The following is a 22,722-nucleotide window of genomic DNA, read 5'->3' on the forward strand; positions in this document are numbered from 1 at the left end:
TCAGTGAGATTTTATGCGTTTTTTAGCTTTTACGTTACTACTACTTAGCTCAATCGTTAATGCGGGCACAGATTGTGAGGTGTCGCTTAATTATGGGGTAGTAGTGAGCGAGCAACAGATAAGAGTCATTGGGCATGGTGGTCGAGCTGTGTACCAGATTAACCACCCCGCACAGCTTATTGTTCAAGGTGATTGGATTGACTTAGATGAACAACAAGAGCGAGAGCTGACTGAGCTGTCTGCTGGTATCCATCAAGTTGTGCCTAAAATGATATTATTGGCAAATGAAGGGGTTGAGCTTGCTGTAGAAACGATAGAGCAAGTGTATGGCGGTTTAGTGAAAGACGATAAAAGTCAGAGGAAACTCCAAAAATCTTTGGAACGTGTGCAAATGAGCGTCAAAGAAAAGTTTATTCGTGCCAACGACAATTTTTACATGGGCCCGGGCAGCCTTGAGCAAGTTAATGATCTAGTAGATCGCGAGCTGGAAGAACAGCTACAAGAAGCAATGAGCACTTCTGTTGGGGGCATACTCTCGGCTATTGGCGGATTAGTGGCCAACAGTGAGGGGAGTGAACAGAGAATCGCCAATATCGCTAATCAGTTAGAAAGTATTGGTGAAGAGATTGGTCAAACTGTTGGCCCAAAATCACAAACACTAAAGCTTAAAGCCCAATGGTTTTGTAATAGATTTAAAGAATTAGATAAAGCTGAAGACAGACTCAGAGATTCAATTAAAGAGCTAAAACCTTACAATGTATTGTTGACTGGCAGCAATACACATCTTGATAAATAAGCAGCTTTGTGGGGATGAGTCTCACTCTGAAGATATTTCCTTTGCAGCTAGACCATCATTTCTAATAACGTATTCAAATAACGCCTGCCTAATGCCGTGACTTGCCATTCGTTTCTCGACTCAACTAATAATCCGCGAGTTATCGCCGTTTCTAGGTTTTGTTTGGTGGCGTTATCCAAAGGTATACCAGTAAAGTTTGAATAATCAGACTTAGGGCATGGCTCAAGTAAACGAAAGCGATTCATAAAAAACTCAAAGGGTAAGTCTTGTTCAGACACTACTTTTTTATCGCTAGTATAGCGGCGGGTTAAATCCATATAACCTTTTGGATGCTTGACTTTAACCGTCCGAATTATATGGTTTTCATTGGCCAGAGTGATTTTTCCATGTGCCCCACAGCCGATACCTAAGTAGTCACCAAAACGCCAATAATTCAAATTATGCTGACATTGTTGACCGGCTTGACTGTAAGCAGATATCTCGTATTGTTCAAATCCGGCCTGCCTAAGTAACTCATCACCTTGTTCTTGGATATCCCATAACAGCTCATCCTCAGGCAATCTAGGCGGTTTTGAGTGGAACTGAGTATTCGGTTCAATCGTTAATTGATACCAAGATAAGTGCGGGGGCTGTTGCGTTATGGCCGTGTTTAAATCAAACATTGCATCTTCTAAAGATTGCTTAGGTAAGCCATGCATTAAGTCTAGGTTAAAACTATTTAGACCTATGCTTTTAGCTAATTCAGCCGCTTTAAGGGCCTGACTTTCATCGTGAATACGCCCTAAAGCGGTCAGTTTTTCTGGCTGAAAACTTTGTACACCGATAGAGATGCGCGTAATGCCTGCTTTGACATAATCAGCAAACCGCTGGCTCTCTACTGTGCCAGGATTTGCTTCCATAGTGATTTCAGCATCAGCTAACAAATTCACTCGTTTTTTCACTCCGTCTAAAAGAGTGTGAATAGCTTGTGCTGAAAACAAACTCGGTGTGCCGCCGCCAATAAAAATACTATGAATGGCTCTGTCGCCAACCAATTTAGCATCTTCGGCTAAATCATCTAATAAGTGACTGACATATTCAGACTCTGGTAACACCTGCCCTTTTTGTCCATGAGAATTAAAGTCGCAATAAGGACACTTTTGTACACACCAGGGAATGTGGATATATAACGAAAGGGGCGGCAGTTTTAAGGTAATTGGTCGTGACAAGTATTTAACCTATTTGATTTTGTAATTGGGCTAGCAGTAGTTTTAATGCTTTACCACGGTGACTCAATGCATTTTTTTGTTGGGATGACAATTGGGCAGAACTAGAGTTTTGTTGATTGACCCAAAATATAGGATCGTAACCAAAGCCATTATCACCTTGTGGCTCAGTCATGATCTCACCGCACCATTCACCTTGGCAAATAATAGGCGACGGATCATCAGCGTGACGCATATACACCAAGACACATAAAAACTTGGCTTGGCGTTTATCGTTTGGTACATCAGCCATCAAGCCAAGCAACTTGGTAATATTACTTTGATCTGTAGCATTATCCCCAGAGTATCGGGCAGAATACACACCAGGAGCACCACCTAATGCATCCACCGCCAACCCCGAGTCATCAGCAATAGCCGGTAAACCTGTATGTTCAGAAGCATGACGGGCTTTGATAATCGCGTTTTCGATAAAAGTGCTACCTGTTTCCGCTACTTCTGTTACCGAAAAGTCACTTTGGGGCAAGACTTCAATACTTAAACCAGACAACATTGCGGCAAGTTCTTTGACCTTACCTTTGTTGCCCGTAGCAAGGACTATTTTTTTACTCACATGTTATCCTTTAAAATAATGGCAATGTTAAGTGATCCAACAAATACGTTCGGTGTACTTTACTTGTAATTGCATAGATAGATATCTATCATCAGGCCATAAAACTTCACAATATAATATCACTTTTCAAGGACGTAAAATGAAATTCTCTATGATTGCCTTATCTTTCTTTTCGACGGTTCTAATCGCTGAACCTGAGCCATCATCCAACGTTGAGTGGATAGAGAGTATTATTCCGGCTGAACCTATCGAACGTGTTTCACCTAGATTCCCAACTAAAGCTGCTCGAAATGGAAATGAAGGTTGGGTCAAGCTAAGTTTTGTTGTAGATGCAAATGGAGCAGTGGTTGATCCTGTTATCGAAGACTCATCTGGCATTCGTGGCTTTGAAAAAGCGAGTTTGAGAGCGATTAAACAATGGCAATATTCTCCAGCTATCCGCAACGGAGAAAAAATCGAACAGTGCCGTAATAGTGTGCAAATGGATTTCAAGCTAGATAGAGGAATAAAGGGTGGAAGAAAACGATTTGTCAGGGAATATAAAAATGCGGATGAGGCACTAAAAACAGATAATATCGTCTTAGCTGAACAACTTATTACCCAAATGGGCGAAGGTAAGATCTGGAATAGTTACGAAGATGCATGGTTTTGGATGTTGAAGTCAGAGATTGCAAAAGCACAAGGTCAAGAAAACACTCAATTAAGCAGTCTTAGGAGAGTCGTTTATTCTAATAAAAGCAGCGAGTATGTTGGCGACCAGTATTACATTTATCTTTTACATCAAAAATTTATTTTAGAAATAAAGGCATCATTATTTTCAGATGCTTTACAGACATTTGCACAAATTGAGCAGCGTCCTGATAATGAAAAAACAGTCAGTGTCCTAGAAAAATATGCAACTCAAGCTCGACAGGTCTTAAAAAATCAAGATTTTATTGTTGTGCAAGGAGAAGTAGGTAGCAATGGTGATTGGTGGCATTCTCTTAGTCGTAACCGTTTTATGTTTAGCGATATCGCAGGTACGCTTGATACGGTAGAACTGCGTTGTGATAACAAAAGAGAAAAGTATACCGTTGCAGAATTTACCGAATGGAAAATCCCTAAAAGTTGGGGACGCTGTAAAATAATGGTGGTAGGTGACACCTTGGCGAACTTTAACTTAGTCGAAATTCGCCAAGACGCGTAATCAGAAACTTCTGACATTTTTAGTTTAGGGAGTCTTTTTCCCTCGACCTTTATTTTTGCGTTTTTTGATTTTGACGTTACGTTTGGCCTTAATCACTGCTTTTTTAGTCTTATTACTGATTTTTTTCTTAGCAGGGGGTTTAGCTTCTTTATTCGCTGGGCGCAAAGCTGCAATCACTCTACGTTTTAGTACTTGTTCGGTATAACGTTCAATTTTGGGTACTACGGCAATGTCATGAGCTTCGACTATAGAAATAGCCGTTCCTTTGTTTCCGGCACGTCCTGTTCGACCAATACGGTGCACATACACATCTGCGGTGCGAGGCATATCGTAGTTAATAACGTGGCTGATGTTATCCACGTCAATACCTCGAGCTGCCACGTCAGTGGCGATTAATATCTTTACTTCGCCTGTGCGAAAACGCTCCATGGCAGTATTACGCTTATCCTGAGGCATTTCACCTTGTAACCAAACGCAATCAATATCGATAGACTGCAACTGGCCGACCAGAGTCGCTAACCGTTCACGAGTTTTAACAAACACTATGGCCGTTTCTACTTGTGTACTCAGAATATGAGTTAACAAGTCCAGTTTATGCTTAGCGTCATCTGCAAGATGTATCCACTGGTGAATGATACCTTTTTCTTTACGACTTGAATCGGCTTCTAATTCCACCGGATCATTCAACAACTCATCAGAAAAACGGGCGATACCAGTGCCTTCTAATGTGGCTGAAAACAACATGGTTTGTTTACGCCATCGTGCTTCTGCGGCAATTTGGTTTACAACGGGAGAAAAACCCATATCCAACATGCGGTCAGCTTCATCTAAAATCAGGCATTCGATATCACGACAGTCAAAGCTTTCTTTTTCGATATGCTCGAATAAGCGGCCAGGAGTAGCGACTAATATATCCAAGTTTTTTTCTAATAAATCTCGATCAGTACCGTAGTTGATGCCACCAGTGATAACGCCGCATGCAATATGTGGCACGTATTTACTGATAGCTTTAGCTTGCTCAAAAATTTGTAACGCCAATTCGCGAGTAGGGGTAAGGATTAAAATTCGTGTCGAACCTGGTTGGCGTCTGGGGTAATCCAATATAAATTGGCAAGCAGGTAGTAAAAATGCTGCTGTTTTGCCGGTACCCGTGGGGGCAGAGGCCAAAATATCTTTGCCATTCATGGCTTCTGGGATGACCAGCGATTGAATGCTGGTAGGCTCTTTATAACCTAAGTCCGTCACCGCGTGGATCAGGTCATCGTCTAGTTCTAATTGTTCAAACATGTATGTTTAAGCCTTGTTTTATCGTTGGCTTGGGAATTACTAGGGATTATAAAGGAGTGGCGAGGGAATTGCTTATGCATTTTTAAAAGCATATACAGTGATGCGCTCTCTTGTATTCTAATATTGGCGTTTTTTATTAGGAAATGAATGAACACAAACTATGACAATTATTCAGATTTAACCTAATCTTGTGATTAGTATTGTAATCCAACCAGGTGGTGCCCTTTGATTAATAATACGTGGACACTTAAATCTCGATTTGACCTTTATTTACAATTGGGCAAGTTTAGGCTGTGTTTATTGGTGTTATTTACTGCCCTTATTGGCTACGGTTTAGGGGTATCACAACTCATTTTTGTTGAAATTTTTTGTTTCCTGTTTGGTACTTTACTTACTGCGATGGGAGCCAATGGCTTGAACCAATGGTGGGAGCGTAAACGAGATGCGCTAATGCTGAGAACTCGCAAGCGTCCAATACCCTCGGGTAGACTATCTTCTGGACACGCACTTACAGTTACACTTGTTTGGTCCTTAACAGGCATGTTGCTACTTTATTATGGGGTTAATTCATTAACAGCTTGTTTAGCATTAATTACCTTGACAAGTTACGTTCTGATTTACACACCTTTAAAGCCTTACTCTACTGTCGCTATTTTAGCTGGGGCTATCCCAGGCGCAATCCCGCCAATGATGGGCTGGACCGCTGCTACCAATCATTTTGGCGTTGAAGCATGGGTTTTAGGTTGTTTATTATTTTTATGGCAAATTCCGCACTTTATGTCACTTGCTGCAATTTATCGACAGGATTATGCTAAAGGAGGGTATCAACTGCTGCCCGACAATCCAGAAATTGAAGGCGTTACCCGCAGCATAATAGTGATTTTCAGCGTGGCATTATTGTGTGTAACCTTACTTACTCCATTTGTAGGTTTGGGTCAAAAAACATTTTTTTTAGGTGCCTTTTTGTTCGGCTTAGCGTTACTTATAGTATCAATTAGACTTTATCAACAATACTCAGTCAAAAACGCCAGACAAGTATTTCTGGCTAGCATCATGTATTTGCCTGCACTAATGACGCTTCTGCTTATTGATGAAAGATTTGTGAGTCATTATTGGTCGTTCTAAAGGAACCTATAATCATACCACCTCAAAATGTGTGTTACAGAACGACCGAGGCGCTTCAATTCAAGGCGCGTCAATGACAGAATATTCTTTTCCTCCTGAATTGTCGCAACGAATAAGTGCAGTGCCACAATCGTTCTCCATCGGGCGGGTTTTAAAGCGATTTATGTCGAGCGTCGAGCGCTGCGGTGTCCATTTTTGATTAAGGACTTGCATTACAACGTCTACAAATAGCTATCTTGCCTGGGAGGCACGCTTAACGTTTTAAACTCCAGCTGAACTCGGTATTTTTAGGTGTTACGGGCACATACTTTCAGTCCTAAGAACACCGAAATAATGTATAAATATCAAACACTGCTACAATTCAGCTATTAACATTGAATTAACGATTTGTTCGTTAATTATCTGTGTGATAGGAGAGAAAATATTATGTTAAGACATTATTACATAAGTGATGATCTAGACGACCTGGAAGCCGTTGAACTAGAACTTGAAGGAAAAGGAATAAGTACTCCACAAATTCATGTGTTAAGTGAAGATGACGCAGAGGTTGAGAAACACCATTTACATGCTATTGAAGCGGTACTCAAACAGGATGTGGTGCATTCAACAGAAATTGGCGCTGTAGTCGGTGTTATTGGCGCAGTTTTAGTATTAGGTGTTACCTATATAATCGAGTGGCATACGACCGCTGCGGGCTGGATCCCTTTTGGTTTCTTAGCTGTTGTGATCCTCGGATTTTGCACCTGGGAAGGTGGCTTGATTGGAATTCAAATTCCCAATCACCAATTTAGGCGCTTTCAGAAATTACTTAAACAAGGCAAACACATTATTTTTGTTGATGTGGACCCTGAACAAGAAACGGTTCTTTCCGAGGTTGTTGACAAACACCCTGGGCTCAAACTCGCAGGCACTGGTAATGCCACCCCAAGTTGGGTAGTGCATGGACAAGCGAAGTTCATCAAAGTGATGAAAACATTACCCTGACACATTAATACCCTGAATTTATGCCGAACTTTCATTAATTGAAAGCTCGGCTTTTTAGTTTTTACAATTTGATCTGACTAATTTTCTATTATTATCAATAACTCAACTTCCAGTAAAAAACATCAAGCGACTAAAAAACGTATAATTTGATTCGATTGCCATGATGCCGATGAACAGCGTTAGCGCCAAAGGTGGGATCAATATTGCGCAAATTAATGCCATTCTCTCCCACATCATATGCATAAAAACACTGATGATTAGTCCGGCCTTTAAGAACATGAATAGTAAAATAAGTGACCATCGCAATAGGCCTTCTAGGTGCATAAAGTCGACCATGTAGGAAAATCCACTGAGGATAAACAGCAGAACCCAAATCTTTAAATATAGACTTACAGGATGTTCTTGATGGCCATGTTCATCGACCTGAACTTGAGTGTTCTCAACCATACCGCCTCCTAAACTAACTATTATATTTTCTGATTTAATAGATTCCTGTTGAATTACCAAAGATAAAAAAGAGCAAAAATAAATACCCATACCAAATCAACAAAATGCCAATACAAACCAGTAATTTCGACTATTTCGTAGTTACCACTTTTCTCGTAATGTCCCTTTAAGATCTTGATCGCTACCGTAAATAAATAGATAACACCTATGGATACATGTAAACCATGAAAACCTGTCACCATGAAAAATACCGAACCAAATTGCACCGCACCAAATGGATTCTCCCAGGGACGCACCCCTTCAGAAATTAATTTACTCCACTCGAATGCTTGCATACCCACAAATGATAGACCTAGTAATGCTGTTATTAACATCAGAATAGCTGCTTTTGTTTTGTCCTTGCGATAGCCATAATTAACTGCCATTGCCATGGTGCCGCTGCTCGTAATCAAAATGAAGGTCATAATAGCGATTAACACCATGGGAATGTGTTGTCCGCCTATTTCCAGCGCAAACACTTCACTGGTATTGGGCCAAGGCTCAACTGCCGACATTCGCACCACCATGTAGCCAATCAAAAAACAGCTAAACACAAAGGTATCGCTTAGCAGAAAGATCCACATCATGGCTTTGCCCCAGGGAACGTGGAATGCTTCTTTATCCCCTGACCAATCTGCCACAAATCCACTAATACCCTGAGGGGGTTCTAATGTTTTTTTGTTTTGCATGAGATCATTAGATCGTATGGTCATGCTCCCAGCCCACAAAACTCAACGATCGCATTATATGTTTCTGGTTTACTGACTAATAAAGCAAATAAAACCAACCACAAGCCAAATAAGAAATGCCAATAAATCGCGCATAAATCAACATATTGACTGAGTTTTGGACTGTTACGCAGCATGGCAGCCAATGCCCCCAGCCAGGCCAACAAACCAATACCCACGTGTACAGCATGTAAGCCAGTGAATATATAAAAGAAGCTTAGAGCTGGGTTAGCGTTTACCACAAACCCTTGCTGGTATAATTGCTGCCAAAACATTAATTGGCCAGTGACAAAGGCAGCTGAAAATAAACCTGCCAAGACAAGACCGAAGCGCAAGAACAGCCTATTTTGTCGTCGAGCATTGGTTCTGGCTACTTGTAAACAAATACTCGCCGCCAACAAATAAAGGCTGTTTAACCATAGAATACTTTTATTAAACAGCGGATTGCTCGAGGTTTCTGCTAAAGGTTGCCAATCTGGATATTGTGAACGTATTAAAAAGGCAACGATAAATAGAAAGAAAAGTACCGACACCACAGTCAACAATAAGCGTAGGCCGGCTTTACGGGTCTGCTCACGTCCTAAACCTTGCTTTTGCGGTGCGCCTACTTGCTCCCAAGGTTTTTCCATTAGTGGCGTGAGGAAGCTCATAATTCACCTACCTTTTTGTCATCAACAAAATTTTGCGGTAAAAAATCCTGTTCATATCCAGGCACACTATAATCATAGGCCCAACGATGACATATGGGAATATGCTTGCCCCAATTTCCATGCCCTGGCGGGGTTGTTTCGGTTTGCCACTCAAGTGATGTAGCTTCCCAGGGGTTATCGCCAGCTGGTTTTCCCTTGAACAAGCTCCAAACCAAATTGAATAAAAATATCAGCTGAACCAGTGCCACAAATATGGCCATTACCGAAATCATGGCGTTTAAGTCTTTAGCTGAATCGGGAATGAAATCGTAATTTTCATAGGCAAAATATCGCCGAGGAACGCCTAATACGCCAAGATAATGCATGGGGAAATAAATCATGTAAGTACCCAAAAACGTGCCCCAAAAATGCAATTTTCCTAAACCGGTATGCAACATTTTCCCCGACATTTTAGGATACCAATGATAGATCCCGCCAAACACCACCAATATGGGTGAAACTCCCATTACCATATGAAAGTGGGCCACCACAAAATAGGTGTCAGAAAGAGGCAGATCCACCACTACGTTACCGAGGAATAATCCGGTTAAACCGCCAATGGTGAAAGTGGAAACGAAACCTAGTGCAAACAACATAGGTACGGTTAAGTGAATATTGCCATGCCAGAGGGTCAATACCCAGTTGTAGACTTTTATTGCGGTTGGTACCGCAATAATCAATGTCGTGGTGGCAAAAAAGTAGCCAAAATAGGGATTCATGCCGCTTATGTACATATGGTGAGCCCAGACCACAAAACTCATAACGCCTATCATGATTATGGCCCACACCATAAGCCGATAACCAAAGATATTCTTACGAGCATGCACACTAATGAGATCCGAGACAATGCCAAAAGCGGGTAGAGCGACGATGTAGACTTCTGGATGACCAAAAAACCAAAATAAATGTTGAAACAGAATGGGGCTGCCGCCTTCGTGGTCAAGTTGTTGACCCATTGACAAAATCGCCGGCATAAAAAAACTGGTACCTAATGTTTTGTCAAACAACATCATAACCGCACTAACAAATAAAGCGGGAAAGGCCAAAAGTGCTAATATAGTCGCCATGAAAATGCCCCACACCGTTAGAGGCATACGCATCAGGGTCATGCCTTTGGTGCGTGCCTGCAATACGGTAGTGACATAATTCAGGCCGCCCATAGTAGCAGCGACAATAAATATGGCTAAGGACACTAGCATCAAAATAATGCCCCAATCAGAGCCTGGTGTGCCTGGCAGAATTGCCTGTGGCGGATATAATGTCCAGCCTGCTCCAGTAGGGCCACCAGGCACAAAAAAGCTGGACAGTAATACAATTACAGCCAGTAAATAAAACCACACACTAAGCATGTTAACAAAGGGAAATACCATATCTCTGGCTCCCACCATTAACGGGATCAAGTAATTACCAAACCCCCCTAAAAATATTGCCGTTAACAAATAAATCACCATGATCATGCCATGCATGGTCACAAACTGATAATAGGCACTCGGGTCAATAAAATCAAAACTGCCAGGGAAGCCAAGCTGTAAGCGCATTAAGCCAGACAATACCAAAGCCACTATGCCAACTAAAATGGCAATCACCGAATATTGGATTGCAATCACTTTATGATCCTGACTCCATACGTATTTGGTAAAGAAGCTGCTGGGTTCATGCATTTCGTGATCTACTTCTTGTTCCATTAGTTTGCTCCGCTATGAAAGTTATACAATTTCAAAGAGTTTTAATAAATTCAATAATCGCCAATGCTTCTTGCTCGTTAAGTACCGGGGGTGGCATTACCGGAGGATAGCCCGCGACAATTTTGGCATTGGGTTGGAAAATAGACTCTTTTAAGTAAAGATCATCAACTTCGATTCTTTGTCCACTGGTTGTCTCTCGAAGTGAGCCAAATAAACCTTGCCAGCTTGGGCCTATTAATCGCGTGCCGTCCTGACTATGGCAGGCTGTACAGCCTTTTGTTTGCGCCAATTCTGCGCCAGATAACAAGGTTTTTTGTGTGGCTGTATCTTGAGTTGCTCCCTTTTCTTGGATATACGCAATCAGCGAATCAATCTCCAACTCACTAAGTGAAAGTGGGGGCATGATGGCTGCGTAGCCTTTTACCATTTTCGCATTGGGCATGAGAATTGATTCTTTCAGGTACGCCGCATCCACCAACACTTCAGTGCCATCAGCTAAGACTTGAATTTTCCCAAATAACCCCTGCCAACTTGGGCCAATGGAGTTCCCTGAAAAATCATGGCAGCCTATACAACCTTTATTTTGCGCCAGTTCTTGTCCACTTTGCGCAGCGACACTGAGTAGCTGTGAGGTGTTGTTTAGCATGGACGCGGCAAAGGTAGGTTGTGTCTGTAACCATAGATCAAACTCTTGTTGGGGCATGATCTGTACATGCCCTCGCATATTAAAATGTCCGAGACCACAAAATTCAGCACAGAGAATTTCAAACTCACCTAATTTGGTCGGTGTAAACCAAATATAAGAGATAGTTCTAGGCACCATATCCATTTTCACTCTAAATTGTGGTACATAAAAATTATGCAATACATCCTTAGAGCGCATCAACACCTTGACGGGTTTATCTATTGGTAACGCCAACCTATTGCCCAGAATCAATACATCGTCTTGGCCACTAGAATCAAGAGGATCAACACCAAAGGGATTATCAATAGAAATATGTTTAACCGCACTTTTGCCTAACTGCTGGTCAGCACCTGGAAATCGAAAACTCCAACTCCACTGTTGACCAACCACTTCGACTATATGTGCTTCCTCGGGTACTTCGACAAAATCAGAATAAACAATTAAACCAGGGGCTAACATGGCAATGATGCCGATACTGGTAATAACGGTTAGCCATATCTCTAACTTTTTATTCTCAGGCTCATATTTGGCTTTACGATTAGGATCGTGGCGATATTTGATAACGGCGAAGGCGATAAAAAAATTTACAGCGATAAAGACAATGCCCGTGATGATGAGAGTGATGGCCATGGTGTCATCAATTGCTCCCCAATTTGACGCCAGTGGCGTCATTACCCAGGGAGATAAAAAATGAAAAACAACAGACCCAATAACAATTAGGATCAATGCGACAGCAATGCTCATGCGCGCCCCTTATTATTTTTTAGTGATCCCAGCTTGGTCTCGTTTCTGCTTCCAAGCCTACATTAGGGTAATGACAGCCCCTTTCAACAATGTTTTATCTTCGAATCATTATAAACACCTGATGCGGGATACATAAATACGATCGTTAACCCTATAAATTGATTGTTTATTAATCAATCGTTATTTAGTTTAGGTGCAGTATCTGAATTATGCTAATCGAGAGATAAAAATTTTATAGATAGAAAACCTTATTTGATATCAGATACCAGATTCAAATTGTTAGTGCACAATACACTCGAAGGAACGGCGAAAAGTGTCTGACTTTCGAGGGGTGATTGAGATAAAAAGAAGGTGTCATGTGTTTCGGCGCGAATATGACAGGATGATTACTCTAAATTATGTAGTATAAAGTTGTTTATTCTAAATATAGTCACCTCATTTTGATTTTGCGTACTGTCTTGATAATTGGGAAGCAATAGAAGCGCCGTAAACCTAGTAAACCGAAACTAAAAAGAGCAAGTGTATTAGACGGCTAACAATTGGGGCTATAATAGGGTATTGCTTCCTTCAAAATGTGTGCTCTGAGTGTTTCAGAATACGCCTTTTCTTTTCTATAGTTTTAATATAAAAACAACCACAAAATTGGCTCGATGTTGATGGATGGTAAAGCTGGTGCCGAATTAAAAAAATACTTAAAAAATAGAAGGTTACAAAAATTTACTAGATGATTTATCTTGTATCATCACTTAGTCAATAGCACATAGCATTAGGCACTCGATTTAATATGTTTAACAAAACAAACTTGCAAGCAGCTTTAAGCAAACAAACTTGGGCAAAAGGATTAAGACTTTACCAATTGAATCATGTTGTTAGTGCCGCTTTAGATGAGCAGGTTCTGAGAGGCTCGGTTAGAAGTGAATCTAAGCGAAATGAAACGTATTTAACTCGTTTTGAATTCGATGAAAGTAAAAGCCGGGCTCAGGCATATTGTAATTGTTATCTTAAATATGATTGTAAACATGCTGCTGCATTGGCCCACCATTATCTTGAAAATATGCATGTTAGTTCGGCATCAAACAACATGATTGAAGAATGGCTGAATAAGTTTTCAACTCAAGAATCTTTAGTATTCCAGCAAGAAAAAGGACTGTTGTATTTTCTTAACCAGAACAGTTATGCGCCTAATGACTACTTACAACTGGGAGTTCAAAGTTCTAGCTTAAAGAAAAATGGTGGTTGGAGCCGAACTTTGACCTACGAAAATTTGGATAGCTACTTGATTAAACAACCTTATGTGGATGATCAAGATGTGCAAATTATTAGCTCCGTGATCAGAAGTCAGAATTACTCTAACGCTATTCATTCGCATAAGTTATTAAAATTGTTGGTCAGTACTGGGCGATGTTTCTGGAAGAATGGCGCAGATTTAAGTCGTCAGATTTCTTTGGGAGAGTCTTTAAAAGCAAACTGGCAGTGGCAGACACGCAGTGCAGTGCACAAGCTTGATCTTGTACTAGAAATAAATAATCCTGATATTACATTGATAAAGTCTCAGCCTATTAGTTACTACAATTCTAAAACTAATCATTTGGGATTGGTTGAAACAGATTTGAATAGTGAGTTTGATGTGCAGTTTTTGCATAGCCCGACTTTTTCTGAAGAGAAAATGCCTTGGGTGTTAAGTAAATTAGATATGACACTTGGTGATTTAGCACAAAAATTACCGAAACCAAAACTTAAAAAAGAATTTACTTTAGCCCGGCCCGTGCCGCATATACGCTTAACTACGCCGAATGAAAATCAAGCTTATAATACTCAACTCTCATTGTTGTTTGCTTATCAAGGGCATCTTGTTAGCCCTTTTAAAAAACAACCTCAATTACCCTCGCAAAAAGATGAAGCTAACATTTATCGCGATTTCGCTTTTGAAAAGATGATCATGGAGTCGCTCAAAACCTGGAAATTTATTCCTCAATTACAATCTATCACTACAAATAAAGGCTTTGATGATGGGTATATGATGATGTTGCAAGGGCGTCAGCTTAATTTATCCTTTTTACACAATCAGTTGCCACAGTTGAAAAAGCAAGGCTGGCAAGTAGAGTACGATGATAGTTTTCACTATCAAGAGTTAGATACTGATAGTGTATTTGATGCCAATGTTGAGCAAAAAGAAGGGCATGACTTTTTCTCCATTGGTTTGAATTTAAATATCGATGGTCAGAGCGTGGCTGCTTTTCCTATATTAATCAGTGCATTAGAACAACTTCCGAAAGATATTTTGCTAAACGATCAAAGCTATATCGATAATGACGAAAAGGTGTTTGTTAACCTTTCAGGTGGAAAATTTATTGCGCTGCGTTACCAGAGTATTCGGCCCCTACTTAAACAGTTTGTTGAATTAGTCATGCCTGGCGTGCTGCAAGACGATGGCACGATGCGTTTGTCACGATTTCAAGGTCATCAAACTCTCAGTGAATTAGACAACCAAGGCATTATCACCCAAGGTGCGAATAAATTGCGCCATTTGGCCGAGAAGTTACGTAATTTCAACGCGATCCAGCCAGTCCCCATTCCCAAGTTATTATTGGCGGATTTACGTGAATATCAACATCAAGGATTGAATTGGTTACAGTTTTTGCGAGAATATGAGCTGAATGGTATTTTGGCTGACGATATGGGCTTAGGTAAAACGATTCAAACACTCAGTCATTTGTTAGTTGAAAAAGAGCAAGGTCGGTTGACCGGGCCTAGTTTAATTATTGCCCCTACCAGTGTGCTATTTAATTGGGCGAAAGAAATAGACAAGTTTACGCCTAGCTTGTCTTATATCGTAATTAATGGGGCCAAACGCCAAGAGAATTTTGAAACGTTAGACCAATACGATATTGTGATCACCAGTTACCCTCTGATGCTAAAAGACGCTGAAGTGCATCAGCAGCACATTTATTACTATTTGATTTTAGACGAAGCTCACTACATTAAGAATCCTAAAACGAAACTCTATAAAGCGATGTTGACACTCAAGGCCGAGCATAAGCTATGTTTGACAGGTACACCCATGGAAAACCATCTGGGTGAATTTTGGGCTCAATTTAACTTTTTACTGCCTGGCTTTTTAGCGGGTTATCAACAATTTAGCCGTTTGTTCAAAACGCCAATAGAAAAACACAATGATCATGAGCGTAAAGTTATGCTCAATCAACGTATCAAACCCTTTATATTAAGGCGCAGCAAAACACTCATTGCGAAAGAACTTCCTGAAAAAACGATTATCATACAAACCCTAAAAATTGAGGGAAAACAAGCCGAGTTATATGAGTCTGTGCGTTTAACGATGGACTCTCGTTTGAAAGAAATCATTGCCGCAAAAGGCCTACAGCGTAGTCAAATCGAAATTCTGGATGCGCTATTAAAATTACGTCAAGTCTGCAATCATCCACAGTTACTTTCTTTGCCAAGCGCTAAGTCGATTAAGCAATCCGCTAAGTTAGAGTTTTTGATGGAAACCTTGCCAGAGATGGTTGAAGAGGGCAGAAACGTGCTGATTTTCTCGCAGTTTACTAGCATGTTAGCGTTAATAGAAACAGAGCTAGTTGCCTCTAATATACCCTATGTAAAGCTCACAGGCAGTAGCAAAAATCGCCAAGAGATAGTTGAACAATTTCAGTCTGGTAAAGTGCCAGTATTCTTAATTAGCTTAAAAGCGGGTGGAGTAGGTCTGAATTTAACAGCCGCTGATACGGTGATCCATTTTGATCCTTGGTGGAATCCTGCGGTAGAAAATCAAGCTACCGATCGCGCTTACCGTATTGGTCAAGATAAACCCGTATTTGTGTATAAGTTGATTATTGAAAATTCCATTGAAGAAAAAATTCTACAGATCCAAAATAAAAAAGCAGAGCTGGCTAATGCCCTATTATCAGAGGAGGTAAGCCAAGGTAATCTAAGTTTAACCAATGATATTTTAGATACCTTACTTGCACCATTGACTTAAATTGATCACCTTGTGGTATTCACTCATTACTCGGAATAGGGAGGGCTTTAAGGCACAGCCCTATCCAAAGTAATATTTGCTAAGTGTGGACTGTTATGGCGGCGCGTTATAAAACGTGCCACCATAAAGTGATAAGGATTAAAACTTGTAGTTAAGTTTGGTATAGACGTAACGTCCTTCAGGGGTATGAATACCACCAAATAAACCAAAACGGTCATCGGCCATAGGAGGCAGTTTATCAAAGAGGTTCTTTATGCCGAATGAGATTTTTATTCCTTGTGCTGCATCATGGGTAAAATCATAACCGATGTACGCATTGAAGCGATGCCAAGCGTCGATCTTCCAATATTCTCTATTGCCCTCACTATCCGTGATAGACGCACTCGTTTCCTCAAACTTGCCAGTGTGCTCCATGGTAAGTGCAGCTGACCAAGCTTGATTGCGCCATTTAAGAGACGAATTGGCTTTCCATTTAGGGCTGCCATTAATGCCCACCATATTACCCAGATTGGTCACAACTATCCCAAGGTCGGACAAAATATCGCTTTCTTCACCGGCTATGGTTTTGCGACTGATTAAACGAGCTGCACTAAGATTGTAGGTAAACTGGCCCATATCATTCTTGAATTTATACTCAAGTGCATAATCGACACCGCTAGATATTTGCTTATCAAGATTCAAATAGGGATCAATCACCTGAGTGATTTCACCTGATGCTGATATCCCTGTTCCTAAGAATAACTCGATGTCTTCTGGGGTTGCCTTTTCACGTTGAACGTTGGGATTAGTTTGTCCATTTTTGCGATAGTATAAATCGAGGGCTGATTGGCTTGTCGCACTTAATACGCCAATCACTCCTTCTTGTTCTATTTGCCAGTAATCCAGAGTGAGGGTTAAATTTTCAATTAATGAAGGAGTGAATACAACGCCATAACCAGTATTTACTGAGGTTTCTGATTCAAGATCGACAGGCTCTCTGAGTACTTTAATTTGATCGCCTTTACAGTTAGATAAATTACCTTCTATGAGTCCTTTTTCTAGCTTCGCGGTGCAGCGAGCATAATCGACAGTTGAGGATTGGCGGTTGATCCCCAGCAAGTTTGTCTGCACAAGATTAGGTGCGCGAAAGCCTTCTGACCAACTGCCCCTGAACATGAGATTATTGTTTACATGCCACGAAGCGGCAACTCTAGGTACGAAGGCGTTACCCACATCAGATAAGTTTTCATAGCGAGCCGCTAACTGCATATTAACGGCCTGAACCAGTGAAATATTCATGGCTTGTGACACTAATGGTAATGAAAGCTCAGCAAAGGTTGAAAATACAGAGCGGTCACCAAACACATCGTTGGTCGGACTATCACCTATGGAGTTACTTTGAGCGACGTTGCCAGAAATAGAGTCCATAAAAGGACTGGTTCCATCTAAACGATCATCTTTGTCTTCATCAAAGCTTACATATCGGTATTCTATGCCAGAGGCAAAACCCACATCACCTGCTGCCCAAGAAAAAATACTTGGATGCGACACTTTAAAATCAACCAATGCTAGTTCAGTCGTCGCATTTTTGGTTAAGTCTTGATAAAAAGTAGTAAGGGTGGTTTCTGAGTTACATGATGCGCCACAAAAAGGATTGTAGGCGTCAGGTGTGATTTTGTTGATAGAGTCTTGAAATTTACTCACTGACAGACCATTTTTGGTTTTGTCATCACTGGATGCAGTAGAATAAAGCAACGCTGTGTCATAATTCCAATCCCCTAATGTGCCTTTGAGTCCCAGCAAAGCACGATACGTTTTATTGGTGACTTTAATGTGTCGAACGTCGGCATCGGTTACCCGGTAATGATAAAGTAATAAATCAACGCCCTCATCTGGAACATCTGTACTAGCAAGACGGTTAGGATTGGCTGAGCCGTCAGCTAACGTTGTGGCGCCGAATGGGTTCCAGTATGCGTTCTTAGAAATGCTAAAGCGTTGATCGGTTAATATCCTCGCTGAATCACCATTGCGACTTGTATGAGCAACATAAGCTCCCAGCTCTCCATATAACTCATGCGTGTCATTGATGTCATAACTAAACACACTAAATATATTTAGCCGAGAGCGCTTCGAATAAAGCTCTCGTTCAGCGCCCAAGTCATGGTACATCGCATTATCTGTGGCATAACTCCAATATCCATCATCAATACAAATAGTATCAGAAACGTTGGTTAAACATCCAGAGTTGGTAGTAGGCTGTACATGAAACCTACCTGAGGAATTGGTTAACGCTGTGCCGTCTTGCAGGCCAATAGTGCCAGTGTCAATCATATCAAAATAGCCATGTCCTCCAATACTAGAACGATTATCGAAAGCACTATTGTCCTCAAAATCAGTGCCCACTAAAAAAGGAGTGCGGTCTGCAGAAGCAGCGTATTTATAGTTTGAGGTAGGTACGGCATTTCGTGAATCATATCCGGCATAAAAAGAAATATTCCCTTTGCCGCCATTTAATTCTGTTCCTGCAGAAAAAGTCAAATTCAGGTCTTTTTTGCCAATACCTATTGCTTTGCCATACCGCGCACTAAAAGCAACACCGTCATAATCATTAATCATCACTGTATTGATTACGCCAGCAACAGCATCAGCACCGTATAAGGCGGACGCACCATCACGCATCACTTGCATCTGTGCAATACCGGCTGCAGGTATTGTATTCATATTGTAAGAAACAACAGGAACAGAGCTGCTATTCTGCCAGCTTGGGTGTAATACCATGCGGCGCCCATTCACCAACATCAACGTATTTCCTGTGCCAATAGATCGAAGATTAACTGAAGCAACATCGCCTCTAAGTGTATTAACGCCACCAGTAAAGTTAGACTCGTTAAAGGCCATATCACCGGATTGGGGTAACATTCTAAGTAGCTCTGCACCGTCAGACACACCATATGCAGCTATATCATCGTTATTTAATAGGCTGATAGGAAGGGTGCCAGCGATAGGTGTTAGGTAAGAGCCCACAATGACTAATTTTTTCTACCGATTGAGTCTCCGAGGTCTTTTTTTGTATTTTTAGTCTTCTCGGTAGACACCTGTCTAGGGACAATCATGATAGAGCCATTAGTATTCATTGTTGCGGTTAAATTTGTATTCGCCAAACCTGCTTTTAAGGCTTCTAAAACTGAAGAGTGATTATTAACTGCACTTAATTGAACACTGTCTTTTAATGATTCAGGGGCCACGATGACTAAGTTATATTGTTTAGACAACGTATCGATCGCTGATAATAAAGGCTGTTTTTTAAATTAATGTTTTCATTTGCCATGACACATTGACTGCTCAAGACTGCGAGCGTGATACTGGCAGCAAGTAGGCAAGGTTTAAATGCTGTACGCATGATGTGAGTCCTATTAAATATTTACCGAGATCAGCTCGGATTCATAGGCATGACGAATCTCAAGGGCAAGTGTTTCAGTTAAAGTGAATAATTCAAAAAAGTGTCACAAACTTAGCCAGATTACGCCTTGAGGATCTTTGTTCCATTGGATTTTATGGCTGTAATTTAACGTATCTAACATTTGTTCTATTTGGTTGATGTTGAATGATGCTGTGATGGTGCGTGTTTTAAGCGAGGGATGGGTAAAAAGTATTGGCTCAGGAAGGTAACGATTTAATGTTTTAACTACATCGTCCAAAGATGTAGCGATGAAATTAAATCGTTTTTGTTGCCAGTTAGCGAATTGGCTGAGGGAAATAGAGCTTATTTCACTGTTTTGACCATTATGTCCAATAATAACTCGTTGAGCTTTGACTAAATTTTTTATCTCTTGATTATGCTCAACTTTCACATGGCCTTCGGCTACCGTTAATATGGTCTGACTCTGGCTTAATTGCACATCAAAAATCGTTCCCAACACCATAATATCACTCCCCTGAACACTTACCGTAAATGGTTTATTTGGATCTTTTGCCACGTGATATAACACTTCGCCCACAAGTTGTTGCACATTACGGCTTTTGTTGTTCAAAGTGACAGCCACCTTACTGCCTGCACCTAAGGTGATCTCGCTCCCATCGTCTAGCTTAAACGAACGTATTTCGGTCTTAGGTGCTTCATATACCTGGCTGGCAGGAGCCACGTCAAAAAAGTGTGATTTGGGTAGAATTAAAAGTAAAAATGAGGCTGCAATAGCGGATGCCCAGATAGATAAACGTTTTATTGAGGTATAGCCAGTCTGAGGAACTTGCTGTTTAATCCGATAGGCCACGTACATTTCAGCTTCGTTGGTATGACGCGTTTGTCGCCATAACATTTCCATATCACGGTAGGTTTTTGTATTTTTACTAGACGCCTGCAACCACCCTTTAAATGCCTGATAGTCTTGTGGCTGGACTTCCCCTGAATGCATCAACAACAGCCACTCCCTAGCTTGTGTTTGAGTAGCGTTTTTCATAGGAAAAAGCGTGTTCATTGAAGTTTTCTCATTTTAGAAGGAACATTATATTCAGCTTGTTTATCTTCTTCATCGTTTAATAATTCAGCGCTAATAGCAGCATATGCTTTTTCTATTGTTCGACTGATATCAGATAAAGAGTGCCCAGTTTGTTTGGCTATTGTTCGATAGCTTAAGCCCTCTACACAACTTGCCATTAGGAAGCTTTTTTGTTTTGCTGGGAGTTTAGCCATGGCATCTTCTATTAGCGAGATACGTTCACTGTCAAGTGCATCGTGTCCTGCAGATTGTTCATCAAGGGCAGCAATATTGAACTCTTGAAATATTTCATCGATCATTTTTTCTTGTTTTTTTTCACGGCGGAAGGAATCAATAACAAGGTTCCTTGCGATGGTATAAATAAATGCTTTTGGATTTTCAATAGGGTCTTTAGACATCATTTCAGAATATTTGATGAAGGCTAATTGAGCGATGTCTTCAGGATCAGGTGGACCATTACCGAAGCGTCGTCGAAGCTTGCCACAGAGTTCAGGCCAATAATGCTTATAAAATTTGCATAGGAATATTTGTGACAAAACTAATGACTAAACTCTGACTTAATTTGAAATCACTGTAGAGTGTGATTATTACAGAATAATGATACTGAGCTTTTAGGGACAGTTGTGTCTGGTTTGTTGGATCATTACCAAAATTAAAAAGTGATGCATCACCCTAATGTCTCCAAGCGAATACCACGGCTGTACCTAACCTGAGATCTGCTTAAGCGATAATCATAGAGTTCAGCTCTACGTCAGTTAAATTAAGGTTTGGCTTATTTTCTTTTAAACAATTAGCGACCAATCCCGCGAGTAAATTCAGCATAAAGCCGTTCATACTCCGATGCCTTGAGTGTTCGATATAAGAAATATTCTTAAGTTGGTCGTTTATTGTTTCAATTATATAGCGCCTTGAAAGCATGGCTCTATCCCACAACGATGTAGCTTTTGCTTTCATATTTTTGCGAACGGTTGTGATGAGACTTACACCTTTGTCTAATAAATCCGCTTCCAAAGCTTTACTCAAATAGCCTTTGTCTCCATACAATTTATCAGTCAAACCTTCTGCTAATTCACGTACGGGTTGGGTGTCATGTACATTGGCGGTTGTGACTTTCGCAGCAACAATTTCACCGTGATGATTGACGACTAAGTGGAGCTTGAAGCCATAAAACCAACCCATAGTACCTTTACCTCGTTGAGCGATACCGTCGAAGGTTTTATGTCTAGGTATTCGGATGTTATGACACACCTTGATGCTTGAAGAGTCAATGAATTCATATCCTGATGGCTTTCCTTTAAGTGATGTGAAGTAGGCACATATGGGCACAATAACTCTAGGCATGACCTCTATAAATTGTGTGTAACTCAATAAATTTGGAAACGCATTTTTGTACACAAGAGATACATACCCAAGAGAGTAGTTTTTGAAATCACGGTAATGTGACATATGAAAACTGACGACAATCGTCATGATTTCATATGTGGTCATTTGCCCTTCTCTTTGCCCTTCTTTTTGACGTTTTCGCGTACCGTCTTCAAGCAGTTGTTTACACCATTGAGGTATAAATACTTTGCAAAAATCATCGACATCACAAAACAACTCAACAAATTTACTCATGCCTGTTCCTTTTTAGATTCATCTCTTTTAGTCGAAAGTTCGGATCTTGGAACAGGCATTTGGTTTAGTTTCTTAAACAGGATTCAGGTTAACTAATATTATTTTTAGCGCACCAAACTCTGTAATGATGGCCAATAGTGACAAAATTCCATTTGTTATAGCGCAATAGAGAAAGAGGATAGCAAAACAAACCATGTCTTAATCAGGCTCCTTAATTAGAGTGGTTCCCTTAGTATTATATGTACCTGATTAGTAATAAAGCTGAGTTGTATATATTTCTGTGTTGGATAATTCATCTGTTGAGAAAAATCAAAAAAGAGTTCTGTTCAAGCAAATTCCGGTTTCTTGTTTTTAGTTGCAATCAAAATCTTATAGAAGAAGTTTTATGCACGAATTTACCCGAAGTGTTTATTCTTTTAACGT

19 protein-coding genes are annotated in these 22,722 nt (G+C 40.6%); 5 read left to right on the forward strand and 14 right to left on the reverse strand.

Annotated elements, in window-relative coordinates; all coding sequences use genetic code 11:
- Positions 1–13 precede the first annotated feature (13 nt).
- Positions 14–796 (forward strand): YggN family protein, encoded by a 783-nt coding sequence (locus tag C427_RS06285; RefSeq protein ID WP_007642160.1) that lies wholly within the window; start codon positions 14–16, stop codon positions 794–796.
- Between the two features lie 47 nt (positions 797–843).
- Here C427_RS06285 and hemW read toward each other — a convergent pair whose 3' ends face one another.
- Complete coding sequence (hemW, locus tag C427_RS06290; RefSeq protein WP_007642167.1) at positions 844–2,004, reverse strand: radical SAM family heme chaperone HemW; 1,161 nt, start codon at positions 2,002–2,004, stop codon at positions 844–846.
- A 4-nt stretch (positions 2,005–2,008) separates the two neighbouring features.
- A complete protein-coding gene (locus C427_RS06295) occupies positions 2,009–2,611 on the reverse strand; it encodes an XTP/dITP diphosphatase (protein ID WP_007642169.1) in 603 nt (200 codons plus the stop codon).
- Between the two features lie 139 nt (positions 2,612–2,750).
- On the opposite strand from C427_RS06295, the gene C427_RS06300 reads away from it, so the two are divergent.
- Entirely contained in the window at positions 2,751–3,797 is a 1,047-nt protein-coding gene (locus C427_RS06300; RefSeq protein ID WP_007642171.1) for an energy transducer TonB, read from the forward strand.
- 24 nt (positions 3,798–3,821) lie between these two features.
- Here the strand turns inward: C427_RS06300 and srmB are convergent, their stop codons facing one another.
- Positions 3,822–5,084 (reverse strand): ATP-dependent RNA helicase SrmB, encoded by a 1,263-nt coding sequence (srmB, locus tag C427_RS06305; protein WP_007642173.1) that lies wholly within the window; start codon positions 5,082–5,084, stop codon positions 3,822–3,824.
- A 225-nt stretch (positions 5,085–5,309) separates the two neighbouring features.
- Between srmB and cyoE the strand changes: the two genes are divergently transcribed.
- On the forward strand, positions 5,310–6,209 hold the full coding sequence (gene cyoE / locus C427_RS06310; protein WP_226991261.1) for a heme o synthase: 900 nt from the start codon (positions 5,310–5,312) through the stop codon (positions 6,207–6,209).
- A 60-nt stretch (positions 6,210–6,269) separates the two neighbouring features.
- Here the strand turns inward: cyoE and C427_RS27200 are convergent, their stop codons facing one another.
- Positions 6,270–6,422 carry a hypothetical protein gene (locus tag C427_RS27200; protein WP_007642180.1) on the reverse strand — a complete coding sequence of 51 codons (153 nt, stop codon included), beginning with the start codon at positions 6,420–6,422 and terminating at the stop codon, positions 6,270–6,272.
- 213 nt (positions 6,423–6,635) lie between these two features.
- Here C427_RS27200 and C427_RS06315 point away from each other — a divergent pair, with 213 nt between their 5' ends.
- Positions 6,636–7,193 carry a hypothetical protein gene (locus C427_RS06315; protein WP_007642181.1) on the forward strand — a complete coding sequence of 186 codons (558 nt, stop codon included), beginning with the start codon at positions 6,636–6,638 and terminating at the stop codon, positions 7,191–7,193.
- Between the two features lie 102 nt (positions 7,194–7,295).
- Here C427_RS06315 and C427_RS06320 read toward each other — a convergent pair whose 3' ends face one another.
- The 5 genes from C427_RS06320 to C427_RS06340 are packed head-to-tail and all read right to left on the reverse strand — an operon-like array spanning position 7,296 to position 12,210.
- Positions 7,296–7,640, reverse strand: a complete 345-nt coding sequence (locus C427_RS06320; protein WP_007642182.1) for a cytochrome C oxidase subunit IV family protein — start codon at positions 7,638–7,640, stop codon at positions 7,296–7,298.
- Between the two features lie 53 nt (positions 7,641–7,693).
- The gene (locus C427_RS06325; protein WP_007642183.1) at positions 7,694–8,368 is read right to left on the reverse strand and encodes a heme-copper oxidase subunit III family protein; all 675 of its coding nucleotides are present in this window, start codon (positions 8,366–8,368) and stop codon (positions 7,694–7,696) included.
- Positions 8,369–8,388: 20 nt separating this feature from the next.
- Entirely contained in the window at positions 8,389–9,057 is a 669-nt protein-coding gene (locus C427_RS06330; protein WP_007642184.1) for a cytochrome c oxidase subunit 3, read from the reverse strand.
- Entirely contained in the window at positions 9,054–10,781 is a 1,728-nt protein-coding gene (locus tag C427_RS06335) for a cytochrome c oxidase subunit I (RefSeq protein ID WP_007642185.1), read from the reverse strand. Before C427_RS06335 ends, C427_RS06330 begins: the two co-directional genes overlap by 4 nt.
- Positions 10,782–10,812: 31 nt before the next feature.
- Positions 10,813–12,210 (reverse strand): c-type cytochrome, encoded by a 1,398-nt coding sequence (locus tag C427_RS06340; protein WP_007642191.1) that lies wholly within the window; start codon positions 12,208–12,210, stop codon positions 10,813–10,815.
- Between the two features lie 784 nt (positions 12,211–12,994).
- Here C427_RS06340 and C427_RS06345 point away from each other — a divergent pair.
- Complete coding sequence (locus tag C427_RS06345; RefSeq protein ID WP_007642192.1) at positions 12,995–16,207, forward strand: DEAD/DEAH box helicase; 3,213 nt, start codon at positions 12,995–12,997, stop codon at positions 16,205–16,207.
- Positions 16,208–16,345: 138 nt separating this feature from the next.
- Here C427_RS06345 and C427_RS06350 read toward each other — a convergent pair whose 3' ends face one another.
- The 5 genes from C427_RS06350 to C427_RS06370 form a co-directional block, all read right to left on the reverse strand.
- The gene (locus C427_RS06350; protein WP_015430581.1) at positions 16,346–19,210 is read right to left on the reverse strand and encodes a TonB-dependent receptor domain-containing protein; all 2,865 of its coding nucleotides are present in this window, start codon (positions 19,208–19,210) and stop codon (positions 16,346–16,348) included.
- A gap of 5 nt (positions 19,211–19,215) precedes the next feature.
- Positions 19,216–19,458: an STN domain-containing protein gene (locus C427_RS06355; RefSeq protein ID WP_041250444.1), complete on the reverse strand. Its 243-nt coding sequence runs from the start codon at positions 19,456–19,458 to the stop codon at positions 19,216–19,218.
- A gap of 231 nt (positions 19,459–19,689) precedes the next feature.
- The gene (locus C427_RS06360) at positions 19,690–20,661 is read right to left on the reverse strand and encodes a FecR family protein (protein ID WP_007642196.1); all 972 of its coding nucleotides are present in this window, start codon (positions 20,659–20,661) and stop codon (positions 19,690–19,692) included.
- Positions 20,658–21,218, reverse strand: a complete 561-nt coding sequence (locus tag C427_RS06365; RefSeq protein WP_226991263.1) for an RNA polymerase sigma factor — start codon at positions 21,216–21,218, stop codon at positions 20,658–20,660. Before C427_RS06365 ends, C427_RS06360 begins: the two co-directional genes overlap by 4 nt.
- A gap of 184 nt (positions 21,219–21,402) precedes the next feature.
- Positions 21,403–22,299 (reverse strand): IS982 family transposase, encoded by an 897-nt coding sequence (locus C427_RS06370; RefSeq protein ID WP_007642200.1) that lies wholly within the window; start codon positions 22,297–22,299, stop codon positions 21,403–21,405.
- Positions 22,300–22,722: the final 423 nt, after the last annotated feature.

The organism is Paraglaciecola psychrophila 170, from assembly GCF_000347635.1.
Classification (GTDB): domain Bacteria; phylum Pseudomonadota; class Gammaproteobacteria; order Enterobacterales; family Alteromonadaceae; genus Paraglaciecola; species Paraglaciecola psychrophila.

Excerpts from the sequence above, each read along its gene's own strand:
- C427_RS06285 (WP_007642160.1), top strand. The coding sequence starts at position 14 with ATGCGTTTTTTAGCTTTTACGTTACTACTACTTAGCTCAATCGTTAAT.
- C427_RS06300 (WP_007642171.1), top strand. The coding sequence starts at position 2,751 with ATGAAATTCTCTATGATTGCCTTATCTTTCTTTTCGACGGTTCTAATC.
- srmB (WP_007642173.1), bottom strand. The coding sequence starts at position 5,084 with ATGTTTGAACAATTAGAACTAGACGATGACCTGATCCACGCGGTGACG.
- C427_RS27200 (WP_007642180.1), bottom strand. The coding sequence starts at position 6,422 with ATGCAAGTCCTTAATCAAAAATGGACACCGCAGCGCTCGACGCTCGAC.
- C427_RS06315 (WP_007642181.1), top strand. The coding sequence starts at position 6,636 with ATGTTAAGACATTATTACATAAGTGATGATCTAGACGACCTGGAAGCC.
- C427_RS06320 (WP_007642182.1), bottom strand. The coding sequence starts at position 7,640 with ATGGTTGAGAACACTCAAGTTCAGGTCGATGAACATGGCCATCAAGAA.
- C427_RS06325 (WP_007642183.1), bottom strand. The coding sequence starts at position 8,368 with ATGCAAAACAAAAAAACATTAGAACCCCCTCAGGGTATTAGTGGATTT.
- C427_RS06330 (WP_007642184.1), bottom strand. The coding sequence starts at position 9,057 with ATGAGCTTCCTCACGCCACTAATGGAAAAACCTTGGGAGCAAGTAGGC.
- C427_RS06335 (WP_007642185.1), bottom strand. The coding sequence starts at position 10,781 with ATGGAACAAGAAGTAGATCACGAAATGCATGAACCCAGCAGCTTCTTT.
- C427_RS06340 (WP_007642191.1), bottom strand. The coding sequence starts at position 12,210 with ATGAGCATTGCTGTCGCATTGATCCTAATTGTTATTGGGTCTGTTGTT.
- C427_RS06345 (WP_007642192.1), top strand. The coding sequence starts at position 12,995 with ATGTTTAACAAAACAAACTTGCAAGCAGCTTTAAGCAAACAAACTTGG.
- C427_RS06360 (WP_007642196.1), bottom strand. The coding sequence starts at position 20,661 with ATGAACACGCTTTTTCCTATGAAAAACGCTACTCAAACACAAGCTAGG.
- C427_RS06370 (WP_007642200.1), bottom strand. The coding sequence starts at position 22,299 with ATGAGTAAATTTGTTGAGTTGTTTTGTGATGTCGATGATTTTTGCAAA.